The organism is Polynucleobacter sp. IMCC 29146, assembly GCF_021395195.1.
In the GTDB taxonomy this organism is placed as follows: Bacteria; Pseudomonadota; Gammaproteobacteria; order Burkholderiales; family Burkholderiaceae; genus Polynucleobacter.
Genome location: NZ_JAJVCR010000011.1, coordinates 23,400 through 40,793 on the forward strand (window position 1 = coordinate 23,400; position 17,394 = coordinate 40,793).

The 17,394-nt window shown below is 43.2% G+C and carries 18 protein-coding genes and 1 pseudogene; 13 read left to right on the top strand and 6 right to left on the bottom strand.

Annotated elements, in window-relative coordinates; all coding sequences use genetic code 11:
* Window positions 1–10: 10 nt before the first annotated feature.
* The 5 genes from narH to LZT22_RS11310 all read left to right on the top strand — a co-directional run bounded on the left by narH (window position 11) and on the right by LZT22_RS11310 (window position 4,011).
* Complete coding sequence (gene narH / locus LZT22_RS11290) at window positions 11–1,534, top strand: nitrate reductase subunit beta (protein ID WP_233925349.1); 1,524 nt, start codon at window positions 11–13, stop codon at window positions 1,532–1,534.
* Window positions 1,535–1,544: 10 nt separating this feature from the next.
* Complete coding sequence (narJ, locus tag LZT22_RS11295; protein ID WP_233925350.1) at window positions 1,545–2,222, top strand: nitrate reductase molybdenum cofactor assembly chaperone; 678 nt, start codon at window positions 1,545–1,547, stop codon at window positions 2,220–2,222.
* Entirely contained in the window at window positions 2,219–2,920 is a 702-nt protein-coding gene (gene narI / locus LZT22_RS11300) for a respiratory nitrate reductase subunit gamma (protein WP_233925351.1), read from the top strand. Before narJ ends, narI begins: the two co-directional genes overlap by 4 nt.
* A gap of 35 nt (window positions 2,921–2,955) precedes the next feature.
* Window positions 2,956–3,543, top strand: a complete 588-nt coding sequence (locus tag LZT22_RS11305; RefSeq protein WP_233925352.1) for a nitroreductase — start codon at window positions 2,956–2,958, stop codon at window positions 3,541–3,543.
* 99 nt (window positions 3,544–3,642) lie between these two features.
* Window positions 3,643–4,011, top strand: a complete 369-nt coding sequence (locus LZT22_RS11310; RefSeq protein ID WP_233925353.1) for a nuclear transport factor 2 family protein — start codon at window positions 3,643–3,645, stop codon at window positions 4,009–4,011.
* Here LZT22_RS11310 and LZT22_RS11315 read toward each other — a convergent pair.
* From LZT22_RS11315 to LZT22_RS11325, 3 genes are read right to left on the bottom strand one after another with little or no spacing between them, the layout of a single operon-like run.
* Window positions 4,008–4,490 carry a cupin domain-containing protein gene (locus tag LZT22_RS11315; protein WP_233925354.1) on the bottom strand — a complete coding sequence of 161 codons (483 nt, stop codon included), beginning with the start codon at window positions 4,488–4,490 and terminating at the stop codon, window positions 4,008–4,010. The genes LZT22_RS11310 and LZT22_RS11315 overlap by 4 nt on opposite strands.
* A gap of 35 nt (window positions 4,491–4,525) precedes the next feature.
* On the bottom strand, window positions 4,526–5,728 hold the full coding sequence (locus tag LZT22_RS11320; RefSeq protein ID WP_233925355.1) for an ammonium transporter: 1,203 nt from the start codon (window positions 5,726–5,728) through the stop codon (window positions 4,526–4,528).
* A gap of 11 nt (window positions 5,729–5,739) precedes the next feature.
* The gene (locus LZT22_RS11325; protein WP_233925356.1) at window positions 5,740–6,846 is read right to left on the bottom strand and encodes an alpha/beta fold hydrolase; all 1,107 of its coding nucleotides are present in this window, start codon (window positions 6,844–6,846) and stop codon (window positions 5,740–5,742) included.
* A 152-nt stretch (window positions 6,847–6,998) separates the two neighbouring features.
* On the opposite strand from LZT22_RS11325, the gene LZT22_RS11330 reads away from it, so the two are divergent.
* Genes LZT22_RS11330 through LZT22_RS11350 form a run of 5 tightly spaced genes read left to right on the top strand, consistent with a single transcriptional unit; the run spans window position 6,999 to window position 11,637 of the window.
* On the top strand, window positions 6,999–7,361 hold the full coding sequence (locus tag LZT22_RS11330) for a hypothetical protein (protein WP_233925357.1): 363 nt from the start codon (window positions 6,999–7,001) through the stop codon (window positions 7,359–7,361).
* Between the two features lie 50 nt (window positions 7,362–7,411).
* A complete protein-coding gene (locus LZT22_RS11335) occupies window positions 7,412–8,683 on the top strand; it encodes an MFS transporter (protein WP_233925358.1) in 1,272 nt (423 codons plus the stop codon).
* 2 nt (window positions 8,684–8,685) lie between these two features.
* Window positions 8,686–9,867 carry a CaiB/BaiF CoA-transferase family protein gene (locus tag LZT22_RS11340; RefSeq protein ID WP_233925359.1) on the top strand — a complete coding sequence of 394 codons (1,182 nt, stop codon included), beginning with the start codon at window positions 8,686–8,688 and terminating at the stop codon, window positions 9,865–9,867.
* Between the two features lie 15 nt (window positions 9,868–9,882).
* Window positions 9,883–10,665, top strand: coding sequence for an enoyl-CoA hydratase (locus LZT22_RS11345; protein ID WP_233925360.1), 783 nt, complete (start codon window positions 9,883–9,885; stop codon window positions 10,663–10,665).
* Window positions 10,666–11,637 carry a tripartite tricarboxylate transporter substrate binding protein gene (locus LZT22_RS11350; RefSeq protein WP_233925361.1) on the top strand — a complete coding sequence of 324 codons (972 nt, stop codon included), beginning with the start codon at window positions 10,666–10,668 and terminating at the stop codon, window positions 11,635–11,637.
* Here the strand turns inward: LZT22_RS11350 and LZT22_RS11355 are convergent, their stop codons facing one another.
* Together LZT22_RS11355 and LZT22_RS11360 are read right to left on the bottom strand one after the other, a co-directional pair.
* Window positions 11,638–13,335, bottom strand: coding sequence for a thiamine pyrophosphate-binding protein (locus LZT22_RS11355; protein ID WP_233925362.1), 1,698 nt, complete (start codon window positions 13,333–13,335; stop codon window positions 11,638–11,640). It lies immediately after the preceding gene.
* A gap of 1 nt (window position 13,336) precedes the next feature.
* A complete protein-coding gene (locus LZT22_RS11360) occupies window positions 13,337–14,329 on the bottom strand; it encodes a tripartite tricarboxylate transporter substrate binding protein (RefSeq protein WP_233925363.1) in 993 nt (330 codons plus the stop codon).
* Window positions 14,330–14,432: 103 nt separating this feature from the next.
* Between LZT22_RS11360 and LZT22_RS11365 the strand changes: the two genes are divergently transcribed.
* The 3 genes from LZT22_RS11365 (at window position 14,433) to LZT22_RS11375 (ending at window position 17,204) form a co-directional block, all read left to right on the top strand.
* The gene (locus LZT22_RS11365; RefSeq protein ID WP_233925364.1) at window positions 14,433–15,368 is read left to right on the top strand and encodes a hypothetical protein; all 936 of its coding nucleotides are present in this window, start codon (window positions 14,433–14,435) and stop codon (window positions 15,366–15,368) included.
* A gap of 72 nt (window positions 15,369–15,440) precedes the next feature.
* A protein-coding gene (locus LZT22_RS11370) for an IS3 family transposase (RefSeq protein WP_233925365.1) occupies window positions 15,441–16,582 on the top strand; the annotation gives its coding sequence in 2 pieces (ribosomal slippage) (window positions 15,441–15,708 and window positions 15,708–16,582; 1,143 coding nt in all).
* A 193-nt stretch (window positions 16,583–16,775) separates the two neighbouring features.
* On the top strand, window positions 16,776–17,204 hold the full coding sequence (locus LZT22_RS11375; protein WP_233925366.1) for a CHRD domain-containing protein: 429 nt from the start codon (window positions 16,776–16,778) through the stop codon (window positions 17,202–17,204).
* Window positions 17,205–17,269: 65 nt separating this feature from the next.
* On the opposite strand, the pseudogene LZT22_RS11380 reads toward LZT22_RS11375, so the two are convergent.
* A pseudogene (locus LZT22_RS11380) lies at window positions 17,270–17,394 on the bottom strand (IS30 family transposase); the annotation flags it as partial.

A 17,394-nucleotide genomic window follows, 5' to 3' on the forward strand; every position in this document is an offset into this window, starting at 1 on the left:
GAAAATTAAAATGAAAATTCGAGCGCAAATTGGCATGGTATTAAACCTTGATAAATGCATTGGTTGCCATACTTGCTCAGTAACCTGTAAACAAGTCTGGACTAATCGTCCGGGCATGGAATACGCTTGGTTTAATAACGTAGAAACGAAGCCTGGTATTGGTTATCCTAAAAATTGGGAAAACCAAGAAAAGTGGAAGGGCGGCTGGACTCGGAAAAGCAATGGCAAGCTTGAGCCCAAGCAAGGCGGTCGATCAAAAATTTGGATGAATTTATTTGGCAATCCTAATTTACCTGAAATTGATGATTACTACGAACCTTTTACCTTTGATTACGAGCACTTACAAAATGCTCCAGAGACTAAGGCAACCCCAACTGCGCGGCCTAAAAGCTTAATTACTGGGAAGCGAATGGAAAAAATTGAGTGGGGACCCAACTGGGAGGAAATTTTAGGTGGTGAATTTTCTAAACGGAGTAAAGATACCAACTTTGATCAGATGCAAAAAGATGTCTATGGGCAATTTGAAAATACCTTCATGATGTATATGCCAAGATTATGTGAACATTGCTTGAACCCTGCCTGTGTAGCCTCATGTCCGTCAGGGTCAATTTATAAGCGCGAAGAAGACGGCATCGTCTTAATTGATCAAGACAAGTGTCGCGGCTGGCGGATGTGTGTTTCAGCCTGCCCTTATAAAAAGATTTACTATAACTGGAAGAGTAGTAAGGCTGAAAAGTGTATTTTTTGCTACCCACGCATCGAGTCCGGACAGCCTACCGTATGCTCAGAAACTTGTGTAGGCAGAATTCGATATTTGGGCGTCATGTTATACGATGCTGATCAAATTGAACATGCTGCCAGCGTTGAGAGTGAACAGAATTTATATGAAGCCCAATTAAAGATTTTTCTGGATCCACATGATCCAGTAGTGCAAAGGCAAGCTTTACAAGATGGTGTGCCGCAAAATTGGTTAGATGCCGCTAAGAAAAGTCCAGTCTATAAAATGGCCATGGACTGGAAAATTGCATTGCCGCTGCACCCTGAATACAGAACCCTACCCATGGTTTGGTATGTGCCACCACTTTCTCCGATTACTGGCGCAGTTGAGGCCGGATATGTTGGTGTGAATGGCCATATTCCCGATGTTAGGCAATTACGCATTCCAATTCAATATTTGGCAAATATGTTAACGGCGGGAGACGAGGCTCCAGTAGTTGCTGCATTAGAAAAAATGCTTGCAATGCGAGCTTGGCAACGAGATAAACATGTCAATGGCACTGAAAATCATGCTGCTTTAAATCAAGCCGGAATTTCTGCTAGTCAAGTTGAAGATATGTATCAAATTATGGCAATTGCAAACTACGAAGATCGATTCGTGATTCCAACTACGCATCGTGAATATGCAGAAAACACATTTGAGATGAAAGGAAGTTGCGGGTTTACATTCGGCAACGGCTGTTCAGATGGAGATTCAGAAGCTAGCCTCTTTGGTGGAACTAAGCGCCGCACAATTCCAATAAACCTAAGTGCTTAAGGGGATACGGATGAAAGATTCATTACCACTACGCGCATTATCTAGATTACTTCAATATCCCGATGTCGAACTTCGGGAAAATTTATTAGAAATGAAGCCTATTGTTATGGCCTTGCCAAAAATAAGCAAGTCTGTAGGAATTGGATTAAATGAATTAATACAATATTTACACTCTACCGATCTTTATGTTCTGCAGGAGGAATATGTAGAGTATTTTGATCGGGGAAGGGCTACCTCCTTACATTTATTTGAGCATGTGCATGGCGACTCACGTGAACGTGGTCAAGCGATGGTTGATTTATTACAGACCTATAAAGCGGGTGGTTTGATACTTGCAACCAACGAACTACCAGATCAATTATCAATTGTGCTTGAGTTTGCTTCCACTTTAAGACTAGCTCAGTCAAGGCAATTTATCGCAGAAATGGCGCATGTTTTGAACGCAATTTATAGTGCATTAGTAGCCCGCCAAAGTAGGTATGCATGGGTTGTCGCTGCTGCAATTGAATATTCTAGAGAGAAAGTAAAAATTCTTGCTCTAAAGCTTAAAGAAGAATCAATTGACGAGACTTGGGCAGAACCTCCTGCATTTGGGGGATGCACTACTCAAGGTCAAGGTAAGCCAGGCGATGAACAGCCACTTCATTTTATTCAGCATGCTAAAGATAAACAAGGAGTTCAAATATGAACTATTTAGAGTTATTTATTTTTGGAATTTATCCCTATATATGCCTAACGATATTTTTTTTAGGCAGTTTAATTCGCTTTGATCGCGATCAATACACCTGGAAAAGTGATTCAAGCCAGCTATTGCGTAAAAAACAACTACGTTTAGGTAGTATGTTGTTTCATATTGGTGTGTTATTTTTGTTCTTTGGGCACTTCTTTGGGATGCTCACCCCCCATTTCTTTTATGAGTCATTTATTGCTGCTGGTGAAAAGCAGCTTGTTGCCATGATAACGGGTGGTATTGCAGGTATCTTTGGATTGGTTGGTATAAGTATTTTATTGTATCGGCGTTTAATGGATGATCGTATTCGGCTTACTAGTAAGCCTAGCGATATTTTAATATTGCTTATTTTATGGGTACAACTTGTACTTGGGTTAGCAACAATTCCATTATCTGCTGCTCACTTAGATGGTTCGATGATGTTGAAGCTGGCTGGTTGGGCGCAGCATATTATGACATTTCAGGGTAGTGCAGTTGAGTTATTAAGTGGAGTTAATTGGATCTTTCGCCTCCATATGTTTTTGGGTATGACGCTGTTTCTAATCTTTCCATTTACCCGGCTGGTGCATATTTGGAGTGGCTTTGCCTCTATCACCTATTTATTTCGCCCATACCAAATTGTGCGCAGCCGACGATTGGGTATTGGAAGAAAATAGTCAATACTTAGCAATGAATCACGGGAAATAAAAAAATGGTAAATAGTCAATTGTGCGAAACAATCCAAACTCTAATTTCAACTCGCCAATCCTTTTTGCCAAAACGTTTATTTCAGCCTGGCCCAACTCAGGGGCAGTTAGATACCCTATTTTCAATGGCGGCAACTGCGCCAGATCATGGGTTAATTCGTCCATGGCGTTTTGTGATATGCCCGCTCGAAAAAAGGGGGGAGTTAGCTCAAGCATTTGCTCAATCGCTATTAGATCGAGACTCTTCAGCCACCGACCAACAAGTTCAAGATGCGATGGTTAAGGCACATCGGGCGCCCTTTGTGATGCTGTTAGTCGTTAATGCAAGGGGCTCGGACCATTCAGTGCCCTTAAGTGAACGCATTATTTCTGCTGGATGTGCTATTCAAAATATCTTTCTAATGGCACATGCAATGGGCTTTGGAGCCAGTCCAACGAGTGGTAAGTCGATGTATATGCAGCCTATTCGTGATTTATTTGGCCTTAGTGTGGATGAAGATCCTTTATGTTTTATCAATATTGGCACACCGGATCGGTCGATGCCACAAAAACTACGAATGCAACCTACAGAGTTTGTCTCAATACTGAATTAGTCTTGCGCAAGAAATCATATTGGCGTAAGAAATAATTTATTTTTTAGTTTATAGTTATTATTCATCATGATTAATAATTTACCTTAAGGTAATGAGACTATGGAAATTAATATTGCTACAGAAGGCGAGCGCCTCTATCGTCAGTTATTAGCTAATATTACCGCCTGCAACTGGCCAGCGGTGGAAGCAATGTTTGCCCCCGGATTTCAATCAGTTCATTCTGATGGAGCACGTGATAGAGCTACCGAAATTCAAATGATTAAAAACGAAAAGATTGGCAAGTGTACGGTAAGTGATTTCAAAGTAACTCAGGTAGACGGTTGCCTAGTCGTGACTAATATGCTGGCAGTAGAGGAAACCATCGACGGCAAAAGACTTCCAGCTAAATCTTTTGCGCGCCTTAGTGTTTGGAAGCAAAATCAAGGCACTTGGCAGATGATTGCTATCGCGAATTTAAGGACACTTTAATTCGGTTTGGTGCAAACTTCTGGCTTAATTTGATCTGGTTTTTCTTGGCCCATATACACACCAATAATTTTTACCGGTTGATTACCCACGGCGTGAGCAATATGGCACCATTCAATCGCCTCAATATATGACGCGCCAGATTTGAAGGTGCGCTTACCTTTGCTGCCATAGTCAACGATTACTTCACCTGAAACCACGTATATAAATAACGGGACAGCATGTTTATGAAGTGAAGTTTTTTTACCTACAGGTATTTCAATGTTGTACGCATTAATTAAGGGTGTGCCAGTGGGATATTTAAATGATTGTCCTAAAATCGTTTTAGGGGCATCTATTAAAGGAATGACTGTCGCCTTGATATCCTCATAGGGTACATCGCCGCCTAAATGCGTGACGGCTAGGGTATGTCCAGACAGGGCAAATAAACTAAGCGTAATCAGGTGTTTCAGTAAATGGTGTGTATTGGAAAAGGGCTTCATTTCTTCTTTCTGGGTTGCGGGGAATTTCGTTGAGACTACCAAACCGACTCTTTGCCTGGCGTAGACGTAATTTGATGGATACTTAAATCGGCGCCAGCATGTTCTTCTTCGGGGCTGAGTTTTAGTCCCATCGCACGCTTTAGCACGCCATACACAATAAAGCCGCCAACTAGCGCAATTGCAACACCAAGGGCCGAGCCAATTAATTGCGCTGAAAAGGATATGCCGCCAATTCCTCCAAAAAATTTCTGCCCAAAGATTCCTGCCGCTAAGCCGCCCCATAGTCCACATAAACCATGTAACGGCCACACCCCTAATACGTCGTCAATACGCCAGCGATTTTGCTCTAAGGTAAATACTTTGACAAAGAGCGCGCCAGCGACCAGACCAACTACTAAGGCGCCTACGGGATGCATTAAATCTGAGCCTGCACAAACGGCAACTAAACCAGCTAATGGCCCGTTATAGGCAAAGCCAGGATCATTCTTACCAACCAGCCATGCTGCCAGAGTTCCGCCAACCATGGCCATTAGTGAATTCATAGCCACAAGGCCACTCATCTTATCAATGGTTTGTGCGCTCATGACATTAAAGCCAAACCAACCTACCGTTAGAATCCATGCCCCTAGCGCAAGGAATGGAATACTCGAGGGCGGATGAGCGGAGACTTTGCCATCTTTGTTGTACCGACCATAACGTGCGCCTAATAAAATAATTGCAGGCAAGGCAATCCAGCCGCCGACCGCATGAACCACAATTGAGCCTGCGAAGTCATGGAATTCCTCACCTGTAAGGTTTTTAATCCAAGCTTGAATACCATAGTTTTGATTCCAGACAATGCCTTCGAAAAAGGGGTAAAGAAAACCGACCAAAATAAAGGTAGCAATTAACTGAGGGTTAAATTTAGCGCGCTCGGCAATGCCGCCAGAAACAATAGCAGGAATTGCGGCAGCAAAGGTGAGTAAGAAGAAAAATTTAACTAACTCAAAACCACTTTTTTGCGCTAAGACGGTAGCCGAATCCCAAAACCCGATACCATAAGCCAGGCCATAACCAATAAAAAAATAGGCAATTGTTGAGACCGCAAAATCAATCAAAATTTTGACTAAGGCATTAACTTGATTTTTTTCGCGTACTGTACCAAGCTCTAAAAAAGCAAAGCCCGCATGCATGGCTAATACCATAACAGCACCCAACATAATAAAAAGTGCATCGAGAGCTGGCTTTAGATTTTCCATAGACCTAATTGTTATAGTTTAAGGGTGGCCAAGAAACTTTTAATGACCTGGTTTTGTAAATCATTTTCATCTTTAGTGGCGCCTGCCCCAGAGTAGTGCCCCATTGGCAAGCGCTCATTAATCGCAATATATTTAGCATTAGGAATGATCTTGGCAGTTTTTAGGGCATCTGCTTCTGGGTTCAGTAAGTCGCCAGTGCCTGCAAGAATCAGGGTTTTGGCTTTAATCGAGCGCAGTGCTGCGGCTGTGTCGCCATTAAAGCCAGCAGTTTGACCAACATCGTGGCGATCGTATGCTCGCGATTGCCAAATCCAATCGTTGGCATCCATTCTTTTCCAGCCTGCATCTTGTATCTTACGCAGGGCTTCGATTTCTGCTTCCGGCGAGGAAATCAATTGATTTTGGTAGGCGGGAGTACGAACAATCACACCGCTAAGCCAACCAGACCACAGTCGCATACCTGCTTCCAGTGGTTTGTCGTATTGACCATTCCGGTAATTGGGGTCGCTCATAATACTTTGGCGTAGCATTTCTAGAATCCCTGTAGTCCAGGCTGGTGTTTTTGCAAGCGGCACAATGGGAATAATGGCTTGCATGGCATAAGGGTAAGAAACACCCCATTGCAAGGCTTGCATACCCCCCATCGATGCGCCAATTACCGCTACTAATTTCGTAATACCAAAGTGATCGACCACCAGACGGTATTGCGAATTCACCATATCGCGAATATTAAATTCAGGAAAACTCGTATTGGGTTGTAATTTGCTGTTCGATGGCGAAGTAGTAAGACCATTGCCAATGGCATCGGTACAAATAATGAAATATTTATCAGGATCCAGTGCTTTGCCAGGGCCGATTAAATAATCAAGGCGATGATGATTGCCACCAATGGCCGTAACCATCAAAATTGCATTACTTTTATCTTTATTTAGCGTACCAAAGGTTGTATAGCTTAAGGAAAAAACCCGAATAAATGCACCATTTTCAAGGGGCAAATTGCCTTCATGGTATATCTGGTGTTCAGGTTCATTGGCGCGATGGGCAAAGGTTGCAAAAGAAATACAGCTCAGCATAAAGCTGATGCCATAGATGATTACTTGTAACCCTCTTAAATACATACTGCACCTCCAAAGGCTAATATAGCTGTATTTATAACAGGAATTGGCGACCTACCATTAATTGCTAGGCTGGTCACCATTGCTGAGGCTAATTAGGTGATAATTAAGCAATAATTAAGCAATAATTAAGCACTAATTTTAAAGGGTTAGAAATGAAGCTATCTATACTGTTATTAGGCATTCTTTTTTCTTTTAGTGTCCATGCTAAAGGGGTTCGGCTAATTTGCGCTGAGGCTAATTCAACATCCAATTTATTGATTCAAGTACATCATCAAAAAAACCAATGGGTCTACCAAATCGATGAGTTAGTGATGAAGAATGGTAAAACTGATGCTTTGGGTGGTGTTGCCCAGATATCCAAAAAGAGCGGTATTTACACCATCAATTACAAAAGCAATACTAGCGACTCAATTACCGTCATCAATCCAAAAGAAGGCACGATGACTGTTCAAGATCTTGCCGATGGCAATAAAACGACTGAATATCAATGTAAGCCTAGTAATTTCAAGAAGTAATCAATCAATCTTCGATAGCCTATTGGCCACGCACATAAAAGATATTATTAATGAGCTCACTGAGCCGTTCTGAATTAAAAATCTTAAGCCTTTCTGCGCTCGGCGGTGTGCTCGAATTTTATGACTTCATTATCTTTGTTTATTTTGCTACCTCAATTGGGGCATTATTTTTTCCAGCTAATATGCCCGACTGGTTGCGTCAATTACAAACCTTTGGTATTTTTGCGGCAGGATATTTAGTGCGTCCCATTGGTGGTATTGTGATGGCGCACTTTGGCGATACCCGTGGGCGCAAAAAAATGTTTACGCTTAGTATATTTTTAATGGCAATTCCCACTCTGGCTATTGGGCTGATGCCAACTTACGCTGATATCGGCATATTAGCACCGCTTATCTTATTATTATTTCGGATGATGCAAGGCGCAGCGATTGGTGGCGAGGTTCCGGGGGCATGGGTATTTGTCGCTGAGCATGTGGCCCCTCGCTATGTTAGTTTCGCATGTGCTGTTTTAACAGCTGGATTAACTGGCGGTATTTTATTAGGCGCAGTTGTAGCCGTGTTAATCAATACATTTTATTCACCAGAGCAAATTTTAAGCGGGGGTTGGCGTGTCCCCTTTATTCTGGGTGGCGTGTTTGGGGTTATTGCAGTTTTTCTGAGGCAATGGTTACATGAAACCCCAGTATTTCAAGCAATGCAACAGCAATTAAGTCGTCAAGAATTACCTTTAAAGGTCGTTTTGCGTGCGCATCGTCCAGCAATTGTGTTAACAGCATTAATGACTTGGATGTTATCTGCAGCAATTGTGACGATGATTTTAATGACACCAACCTTGTTGCAAACTTTATTTAAAGTGCCCGCTAGACTCGCACTTGAGGCTAATATTTTTGCAACCCTAAGCTTAACAGCAGGGTGTTTAGTTTTTGGCGCTTTAGCAGGAAAATTCAATGCAGGACGAGTCATGCTGATTGGCTCAACTGGGCTGGCAGCAACGTCAATTCTTTTTTACCAACAGTTGGCAATTTCATCTGAACATATTTTTCTGCTCTATGGTTTAAATGGTTTTTTTGTCGGCGTTATCGCCATTATTCCTGCGGTTGGGGTAATGGCGTTTCCTGCACCCGTTCGATTCTCCGGGCTTTCCTTTTCCTACAACGTGGCTTATGCGATTTTTGGTGGACTCACTCCAATTTTTATAAGCCTATTAATTCCTTTAAATATGATGTCGCCTGCCTATTATGTGGCTGCATTAGGGGCTTTGGGTTTTTGTATCGGCCTTTATCTGATAAGAAAAAAACCTGCACTTGAAATGATGCATTAAGTATGTCCAAAATAGTTGCTTCCAAAGCCTTATCCCGTTTTCGAGTGCTTGATTTAACCCGCGTTCGTGCTGGACCAGTATGCGTCAGGCACTTAGCCGATTTTGGTGCTGACGTAGTGAAGATTGAAAACCCGGGGCCTGAAGAATATGCTGGTCCACGCGATGCTGCCGACTTTCAAAATCTACATCGCAATAAACGCTCGATTACTTTAAATTTGAAAACCCCTGAAGGCAAAGCTATTTTTGAGCAATTAGCAAAAACTGCCGATGTCGTCGTAGAAAATTATCGACCAGATGTTAAGTATCGCTTAGGAATTGATTACGACTCATTAAAAAAAATCAATCCCAAAATTATTCTGGCGAGTATTTCGGGTTATGGTGAAGATGGCCCGTATAAAAATCGCCCTGGTTTTGATCAAATTACTCAAGGCTTATCTGGCTTAATGTCCGTGACAGGAGCCCCAGGAGATGGCCCGATGCGCGTAGGCGGCGCTGTAACCGATGTAACTGCTGGCCTGCTGGCAGCAATGGGGGTAATGACTGCCTTACTTGAACGGGATGAAAGTGGGCAAGGGCAGTGGGTACAAGCCAATCTCTTGCAAGCGGGTTTAACCTTATTAGATTTTCAAGCGGCGCGCTACACGATGAGTGGTGAGGTAGCCAAGCAAGTAGGTAATGATCATCCTACCTTCATGCCAACATCGGCTTATAAAACCCAGGATGGCTTTATTAATATCGCCGCCACTGGTTTAGGGGTTTGGGAAAAATTTGCTAGCGCGATTGAGCGTGATGATTTACTCCTCGATGAGCAATTTAAAAATGCTAAAGGTCGTTCTGCTGGTAGAGCAAGACTCAATGCTGAGTTAAGTAAAACTTTAATGCATAAAACTAGCGCTAAATGGGTAGAATTACTTCTAGAAAAAGGTATCCCGTGCGGCCCTATTTATACGATGGATCAAGTCTTTAGCGACCCACAGGTAATGCATTTGGAGGCTGTCGGTAAGGCTACGCACCCCACGCTAGGCGAGCTTGCTCTGTTAAACCAGTCGATTAAGTTAACTAGAACACCCTCTCAGATTGTCGCTAGCTCACCATTGCGTGGTCAGCATACTACTGAAATCTTGACTGAGTTAGGCTATGACAGTGCAACAATTGATTCTTTTACTAAAAACGCAATTATTTAAGCAAATAAAATACTTATGGCAGAACTCATTATTCGTAAAAATGGTGCAGTAGGCTTTATTATTTTTTCTAACCAAGAAAAAATGAATGCAATGACCTTCGAGATGTGGGCGAATTTACCCGCTGCGATGCAGAGCTTTGATGCTGATCCAACTGTAGGCGTCATAGTGGTTGCGGGTGATGGGGATAAAGCATTTATTTCAGGGGCAGATATTTCTCAATTTGATAAATTAAGAGGTACAGCTGAGGCTCAGGAGCAATACAACAATGCTGTCTTAGCAGCCTATGCTGCACCTATGGCCTGTTCGAAACCCGTGGTTGCGAGTATTCGGGGTTATTGCTTTGGTGGCGGCTTGGGGTTTGCTTCATCTTGCGATATTCGACTGTGTGCAGAAGACGCGCAGTTTAGGATGCCTGCCGCCCGTTTAGGTCTTGCTTATAGCCCAACAGGAATAGCGCGTTTTATTAGTATCATGGGGCCGGCTAACACTGCCGATATATTCTTTAGTGCCCGCCGTTTTAATTCTGCCGACGCATTGCAAATGGGGTTTGTGTCCAAAGTCCATAGTGTAAATACCTTAGACGCAGAGGTTTTGGCCTACGCAGAAGGGATCGCAGAAAATGCGCCGTTAACGATTGCGGCAAGTAAATTTGCGATTCAGCAGGCCTTAGCTGAGCAAAATCAACAAGACCATGCCCAAGCGATGGCAATGGTCGATGCCTGCTTTGCTAGTGAAGACTACAAAGAGGGCCGTAAAGCCTTTGCAGAAAAGCGGACCCCTATTTTTAAAGGTAAATAAATGATGTTAAGAAAGCCAAGTTTTGCCTTGATTATGGGTTTTCTTGTGTACAACACTGCGGTCATGGCCCAAGGTGTTTATCCTGAGCGGCCAATTAAATTAGTCATTGGCTATCCCCCAGGTGGCGCAGCTGATTTTGTTGCGCGAATTAGCGCCGATCAAATTTCTAAAGAAATTGGTGTGCCCGTCAATGTTGAGAATAGACCGGGAGTCGGAGGTGCGATCGCAGCCGATTTAGTAGCCAAAGCGGCGCCCGATGGCTATACGATTTCGATGTCAGGGCCGCATGCGCAAATTAAAGCGCTTTTTCCCAAAATGGCCTTGGATCAACAGACCGATTTTATTCCCGTGACTAATCTTGCTAGTGGCTCTATGATTATTTGCGTTAATCCCAATGAGCCTTATAAGAATTTACAAGACTTAATTAAATTTGGTAAAGCAAATCCGGGGATTATTTTTAATGCTTCGTCGGGCAATGGTTCCACACCCCATTTAGCCACTGCTTTGTTTGAGGGTGTTACGCAAGTGAAGTTCACTACTATTCAATTTAAAGGCGGTAGTCCGGCAGCAGTTTCCACCATTGCGGGCAATACACAAGTGATGATTGCAACGCCACCTACAGTAATGGGTTTTATCAAAAATGGCACCTTAAGGCCATTGTCGTTAACTTCAGCCAAACCCTCAGCAGCAATTCCAGGAATTCCAAGTGCGGAGGAGAGCGGTTTAATGGGATATAACTCCACGTTTTCTTATGGCCTTTATTTTCCCGCTGGCACGCCTGCAATCATCGTGAATAAAATGTTTGCAGCGGTCGCTAAAGGTATGACCCAAGCTGGCGTTAAACAAAAGTTAGCCTCACAGGGAATGGATTTGGTCTTATCGAAATCACCAGCCCAGTTTCAGGCCACCTTAACAGCAGAAGCACCAGCACTAGCTGAGGTAGTGAGGCTATCTGGTGCCAAGGTGGAATAGCTAACCCATCCATTGACTAACTGGCGCTTGCGCGTCTTGTAAGGGTTGGGAAATGATGTCGATAAGCGTTGGTTCATCACTAGCAATGGCCTCTTTCATGACGGCCTCTAATTTGAGTGGATCCTCTACCCGCCAGGATTTAATGCCATAGGCTGCAGCAACTTTAGCGTGATCAGTGCGATTGAAATCGACCGAAAAGTAGCGCTGGTCGTAGCCTGATTTTTGACTTGCTTTAATCCATCCATATACTGAATTGGAAATGACAATCATCAGCAAGGGCAGTTTATAGCGAGTAATAGTTTCTAATTCACCAACAGTAAAACCAAAACTACCATCACCCATTACCGCAACGCATTTTGAACTCGGTCGACCAATGACTGCACCAATGGCAGCGGACATGGCAAAACCAAGCGCCCCTTGCGCACGGTTGGTAATGAAATGACGGCCATCCACATCAGCTTGAAAATAAGCAGAAAAGTAGGGGCAAGGTGTGCCTGGGTCAGCGCACACGATCGCATCGCTGGGTAATAAGCGATTTAAGGTATGCACAATACGCTCTGGAAGAATTGGAGTTTCTTTAGCGCTAGCCAATTTTAAAAAAGGTAGCATTTTTTCTTCTTTGGCTTTGCTGACAACCGCCTTACCATCGACACAGCTTTGGCGCCGACTTGTGAGGTTTGCTTGAATAGATACAAACAACTGTTCTAGAGTTAATTTAGCATCACCTACCAAACCAACAGCAGTAGGGTAGTTAGCGCCAATGGTTTCAGGATCAACATCTAGGTGAATGATGGTTGTATTTTTATTGGGAAAGCGCCAATTTTCGGTGGTGGTGGAGCCTGCTCGGCAAGAGATAAAAAAAACTAAATCAGCAGCACTGACTACAGCGCGTGTGGCCATCACGCCTCCATTAGCACCAACCACACCAGCATTGAGGGGGTGCGTACCCGCTAAGCTACCTTGACCACTGACGGTAGTACAAAGAGGAATATTGAGAAGCTCAACAAGGCTTTGCAAAATTGCTTCTGCGCCAGAATTAATTACTCCGCCGCCGCAAATGATGACAGGATATTGTGCTTGGAGGATCAGTTCAGCGGCCCGCTCAAGATCGCTTGCATTGGCTACAAAACGTTGTGCCGGATAAATACTGTTTTCTGTTTGTGCCCAAATATCGCTAACTGAAACAGGATGTTTTTGTACATCATGCGGTAAACAAATATGAGCTGCCCCAGGTCGACCTGTTGTCATCGCACGAAAGGCATTACGTACGACCGAGGGAATTTGTTCTGCTAAGTCGATGGTGGCATTCCACTTTGTCAGCGGCTGATAAAGTGCTTGCTGATTGAGTTCTGTCAGTGGGTATTTGCCGCGCGAAGTCACCGGTACATCAGAGGTAATCCCCAAAATAGGAATTGATGATTCATTGGCCTCAAGTAAGGCTGGGAGTAGATAGGTTGCTCCGCCACCGCTGGGCCCTTCACAGACACCTACTTTACCTGTTACCCGCGCATAGGCGTCAGCCATATACCCAGCACTGCGTTCATCGCGGGTGAGAATATGTTCCATGCCATGATCAAGCCGCTGTAAGGCATCGTAAAAAGGTAACGACGTATCTCCACATAAGCCAAAAATATGTTTGACCTGATAGGCCTCAAGCATTCGTACTAAGGCTTCAGCACCAGTTAATTGATCAGCCATATTAGTCGTCGAGTTTTAACTGAGTTGTTTTAACAAATTGGCCCCAACGGTCAAATTCCGTTTTAGTGTAGCGATCTAAACTCGGCCCATCCGATGCCAAGACGTCAAAACCACCTTGAGTTAATTTGGCTTTAATTTCAGGGTCATTTAAAACTGCTTGAAAATCAGCCGTCAGTTTTTTTAGAATCGCTGGTGAAGTGTCAGCGGGGGCAAAAATACCAATCCAGGAATAGGCTTCAAAATTAGGGTAGCCTGATTCAGCAACGGTAGGCGTTTGGGGTAACTCAGGTAATCTGCGCGAACCAGTGACGGCCAAGGGCTTTAACTTGTCAGCCTGTATTTGCCCCTTCAGAGCTGCATAACTAAGTAAAGTAAGGCTAGCAGTATTACTGACTACAGCTTGAATAGCTGGTCCACCGCCGCCATAAGGAACATGTAAAACAAAAATACCAAATTTCCGTTTGATATCTTCCATGGCCAATTGATTTAATGAGCCAACTCCAGTTGAGGCATAACTATATGCACCCGGTTTTTTTCTAGCCGCTTCAATAAAACCCGCTAAATTATTTGCTGGTACTGATGGGTTAGCTGCAATGACCAATGGAAAGCGCACCAATAAACTCACCCCCACAAAATCTTTAAAGGTGTCATAAGGTAATTTAGGCTTAACAATGGGATTAATCGCATGATTATCAAAACTAACTAATAGCGTATTACCATCAGCGGGTGAGCGGGCCACATGTTGGGTCGCAATTTGGCTAGCAGCTCCTGCGCGATTTTCAATCACTACCGGTTTGCCAATCCGCTCGGATAATTTAGTTTGAATCGTACGTGCGGTAATATCAGTGCTACCACCAGGGGGGAATGGCACCACTAAGACCAAAGGTTTATCAACTTGGGCATAGGCGGCGCAGACTATCAATAAGGTGCTAGCAAAAATTGAAAATCGGTTTAATAAGCCCAAGGATGGTAGGTATTTAGATAAATGGATCATGACATAGCACTCAGAAAGGTGGTTAAAAAGGATTAGGCAATAGTATGCGCTATATTTAACCATTATTTCCACCAGCAAATGAGCCAAAAACTATAATTAAATAATGGAAATCGCTAATCAAATTTTCTTTCTGGTTTTTGCCCTATTAACTTTTACTTTTTTCCTTAGCTTTTTTTGGAAATTTAAATATAGTAAGGCTTATAGCGCTAACACCAACTTACTTATAAGCGTTGGACTGTATGGGCTTTGTTGTTTGGCCTTTGGTTTGGCCCCCTGGGTTAGTCACTTTTTATTAACTATTGCCAATACTTGTTATGTTGCCGCCAATATAGCGCTGGTAATTCTTTATACAAAATGGAATCAGAAAAAACTAACATGGCAAGCCATAATCGCATTGTGGTGTATTCCACTTATTATCGCGTGCTTTTACGAGCCATTACGGACGACGGTTAATAGTTTTTCTCAAAGAGTTGCCCTGATAACTATCTCTCAGGAAATATTGCTGTTATGGCAGTTGATTCTCTTATTTAAATTTTTTAAAAATGGGCGCGATAGGGTTATCCAGTTAGTTTTAGGACTAACCTCACTTAATTTCATTGTGAGTGTAACGAGAACGTATCGAACTCTCACTACAGAAGGGCAGCTTAATATTTTTCTTTACTCTGAAGATCCCATAGCCTTCGGAATTCGGTGGATTGGATTTACTAGTGTGTTATTAGTCTACATCGTGCTTAGTATTTATTATCTACAACAACAAATTGAGAAAGAGCAGGAATTGCAGGGCAAAATAAGCCTTGCAAAGGATGAAAATCAAGAAATACTAAGGCTATTGGATGAAAAAGAACTTTTAATAAGATCCTTACTAAAGGTAAATAAGACGGTTGAAACTGGCGCATTATCTGCATCTATTGCGCATGAGTTGAACCAGCCTCTAGGTGCATCAAGTATCAATATTGAATTTTTGCAGCAGAAATTAGCGCAGAATAAATTAAACCCCGAGTCTGCCCAAGAAATTTTAGGGCAACTCGCTAGCGATTGAACTGACCTGATTTTTAGTACCACTCCAAAAGAGAGGATTTTTGATAATCTTCACCCTAAAGGAGTGTTAAATATGGCTAAAGGTCAACGTCTTAAACCCGAACAAATTGTCACCTTATTGCGTCAAATCGATGTTTTAACCACCAATGGCAAAACCCTGGCTCAAGCCTGTAAAGAAGTAGGAACCGTAGAGCAAAGTTACTATCGCTGGCGCAAGATCTACGGCGGCATGAAGGTAGACCAGGCAAAGAAGTACAAGGATCTGGAACTAGAAAATACTCGGCTTAAGAAACTCGTAGCGGACCTATCCCTACGAGAAGTGATGCTCAAGGAAGTCATTAAGGGAAACTTCTAAGCCCTACTAGGCGTAAAAATGCAGCGCAGCTACTCATGGATAAGTATCTTATCTCTGAGCGGTCTGCCTGTAGTTTGGTAGGGCTCTCCAGAGCAGCTTATCGGTACATGCCGCTCCCTCGAGATGACGAGGGGCCGCTGCGAGCTGAGGTCATCCGTATGGCGAGCACCTATGGCAGGTACGGCTACCGATTTATTGCGGGCATGATGCGTAATAGCGGTTGGGGACAAGCGACTACAGCAAAGGTCGCTCGTATCTGGCGGCAAGAAGGCTTGAAGATCCCACAAAAACAACCCCCTAGAGGCAGGCTCTGGCTAAACGATGGAAGCTGCATGCGCCTGAGAGCTACCCACCCGAATCATGTTTGGAGCTACGATTTTGTCTTTATCAGAGATGCTTATGGTGGCAAGATCCGCATGCTCACCCTAATTGATGAGTTCAGTAGAAAATGCTTAACTATCCACTGCGCTAGAAAGATTGGATCAATCCAAGTCATTGAACAACTGGCTAATGCCATGATTGACAACGGTATCCCAGAGTACATCCGAAGTGATAATGGTCCAGAATTTATTGCCAAAGACCTACGTAGCTGGTTATCTGGTATTGGAGTAAAGACTGCTTACATTGAGCCCGGTAGTCCTTGGGAGAATGGTTTTTGTGAAAGCTTTAACGGCACCTTTAGAGACAACCTGCTTGATGGAGAAATCTTTTACAGCTTGAGGGAAGCACAGATCATCGTTAGGGAATGGGTCAAACACTATAACCATATCAGGCCCCATAGCGCTTTAGGTTACAGGCCACCAGCACCTCAAACCAAGGCGCCTCAAATAATCCTAAATCAACCCAGTTTGCTGCAATGATTTACTATAAGAAAACTCTCTTTGGTAGTGGACCTAAATTGACAGCAGTTCAAGGGCTATGCCAAGATTGAAAAATGCGTGAAGCAGGCGCTTGTTGCATTGCAATAATTTCTTCAATATTACTCAAGAGTTCAGCAGACATTTTTCCCTAAATGTAGCTATGATTGAGTATCAATTTATTTAAGGACTTACTATGAAAACGATTTCTAAAATTCTCGTTATTTGCACGTTACTTTTTGCAGGTTCCGCTTTTGCAGCAAATGAAGTAAAAATGACTGCAGATCTCAGTGGTGCGCAAACAGTACCTCCCGTCAAGACTGCGGGCAAAGGCGCGGCAACCGTGATGTTCAATAAAGATAACAACGAATTGTCTTGGACGGTAACTTATTCAGGTCTTTCTGGTCCTGCTACGATGGGCCACTTTCATGGTCCAGCCGCAGTAGGAGCGAATGCAGGTGTAGTAGTTCCCTTTCAAGGTAGTGTAGAAAGTCCAATTAAGGGGAAGGCTACGATTACTGCTGATCAGGCAAAAAATTTATTAGCCGGCATGTGGTACATCAATATTCACACCAAAGAAAACCCAGGCGGTGAAATTCGTGGACAGGTCACTGTAGCTAAATAAAGAATATCAAAAGAAATAAATAAAGCCTAAAAAAAGGAAATAGTGTGATTACATTAAACGTGGATTCAAACACGAAGTGCAACACGGTTTAAAGATTGCATAAAGACTTCACTCGGTGTTTTAAATCCTAATCGTTTTCTGGGTCGGTTGTTTAATCGGTCTTGGATCATTCTAAGCTCCTCGTCAGTCA

Bases quoted from the DNA above. Each gene is read 5' to 3' on its own strand.
- LZT22_RS11355 (WP_233925362.1), bottom strand. From the start codon at position 13,335: ATGGCTGATCAATTAACTGGTGCTGAAGCCTTAGTACGAATGCTTGAG.
- LZT22_RS11360 (WP_233925363.1), bottom strand. From the start codon at position 14,329: ATGATCCATTTATCTAAATACCTACCATCCTTGGGCTTATTAAACCGA.
- LZT22_RS11305 (WP_233925352.1), top strand. From the start codon at position 2,956: ATGGTAAATAGTCAATTGTGCGAAACAATCCAAACTCTAATTTCAACT.
- narH (WP_233925349.1), top strand. From the start codon at position 11: ATGAAAATTCGAGCGCAAATTGGCATGGTATTAAACCTTGATAAATGC.
- narI (WP_233925351.1), top strand. From the start codon at position 2,219: ATGAACTATTTAGAGTTATTTATTTTTGGAATTTATCCCTATATATGC.
- LZT22_RS11350 (WP_233925361.1), top strand. From the start codon at position 10,666: ATGATGTTAAGAAAGCCAAGTTTTGCCTTGATTATGGGTTTTCTTGTG.
- LZT22_RS11310 (WP_233925353.1), top strand. From the start codon at position 3,643: ATGGAAATTAATATTGCTACAGAAGGCGAGCGCCTCTATCGTCAGTTA.
- LZT22_RS11330 (WP_233925357.1), top strand. From the start codon at position 6,999: ATGAAGCTATCTATACTGTTATTAGGCATTCTTTTTTCTTTTAGTGTC.
- LZT22_RS11340 (WP_233925359.1), top strand. From the start codon at position 8,686: ATGTCCAAAATAGTTGCTTCCAAAGCCTTATCCCGTTTTCGAGTGCTT.
- LZT22_RS11335 (WP_233925358.1), top strand. From the start codon at position 7,412: ATGAGCTCACTGAGCCGTTCTGAATTAAAAATCTTAAGCCTTTCTGCG.
- LZT22_RS11365 (WP_233925364.1), top strand. From the start codon at position 14,433: ATGGAAATCGCTAATCAAATTTTCTTTCTGGTTTTTGCCCTATTAACT.
- LZT22_RS11315 (WP_233925354.1), bottom strand. From the start codon at position 4,490: ATGAAGCCCTTTTCCAATACACACCATTTACTGAAACACCTGATTACG.
- LZT22_RS11345 (WP_233925360.1), top strand. From the start codon at position 9,883: ATGGCAGAACTCATTATTCGTAAAAATGGTGCAGTAGGCTTTATTATT.
- LZT22_RS11320 (WP_233925355.1), bottom strand. From the start codon at position 5,728: ATGGAAAATCTAAAGCCAGCTCTCGATGCACTTTTTATTATGTTGGGT.
- narJ (WP_233925350.1), top strand. From the start codon at position 1,545: ATGAAAGATTCATTACCACTACGCGCATTATCTAGATTACTTCAATAT.
- LZT22_RS11375 (WP_233925366.1), top strand. From the start codon at position 16,776: ATGAAAACGATTTCTAAAATTCTCGTTATTTGCACGTTACTTTTTGCA.
- LZT22_RS11325 (WP_233925356.1), bottom strand. From the start codon at position 6,846: ATGTATTTAAGAGGGTTACAAGTAATCATCTATGGCATCAGCTTTATG.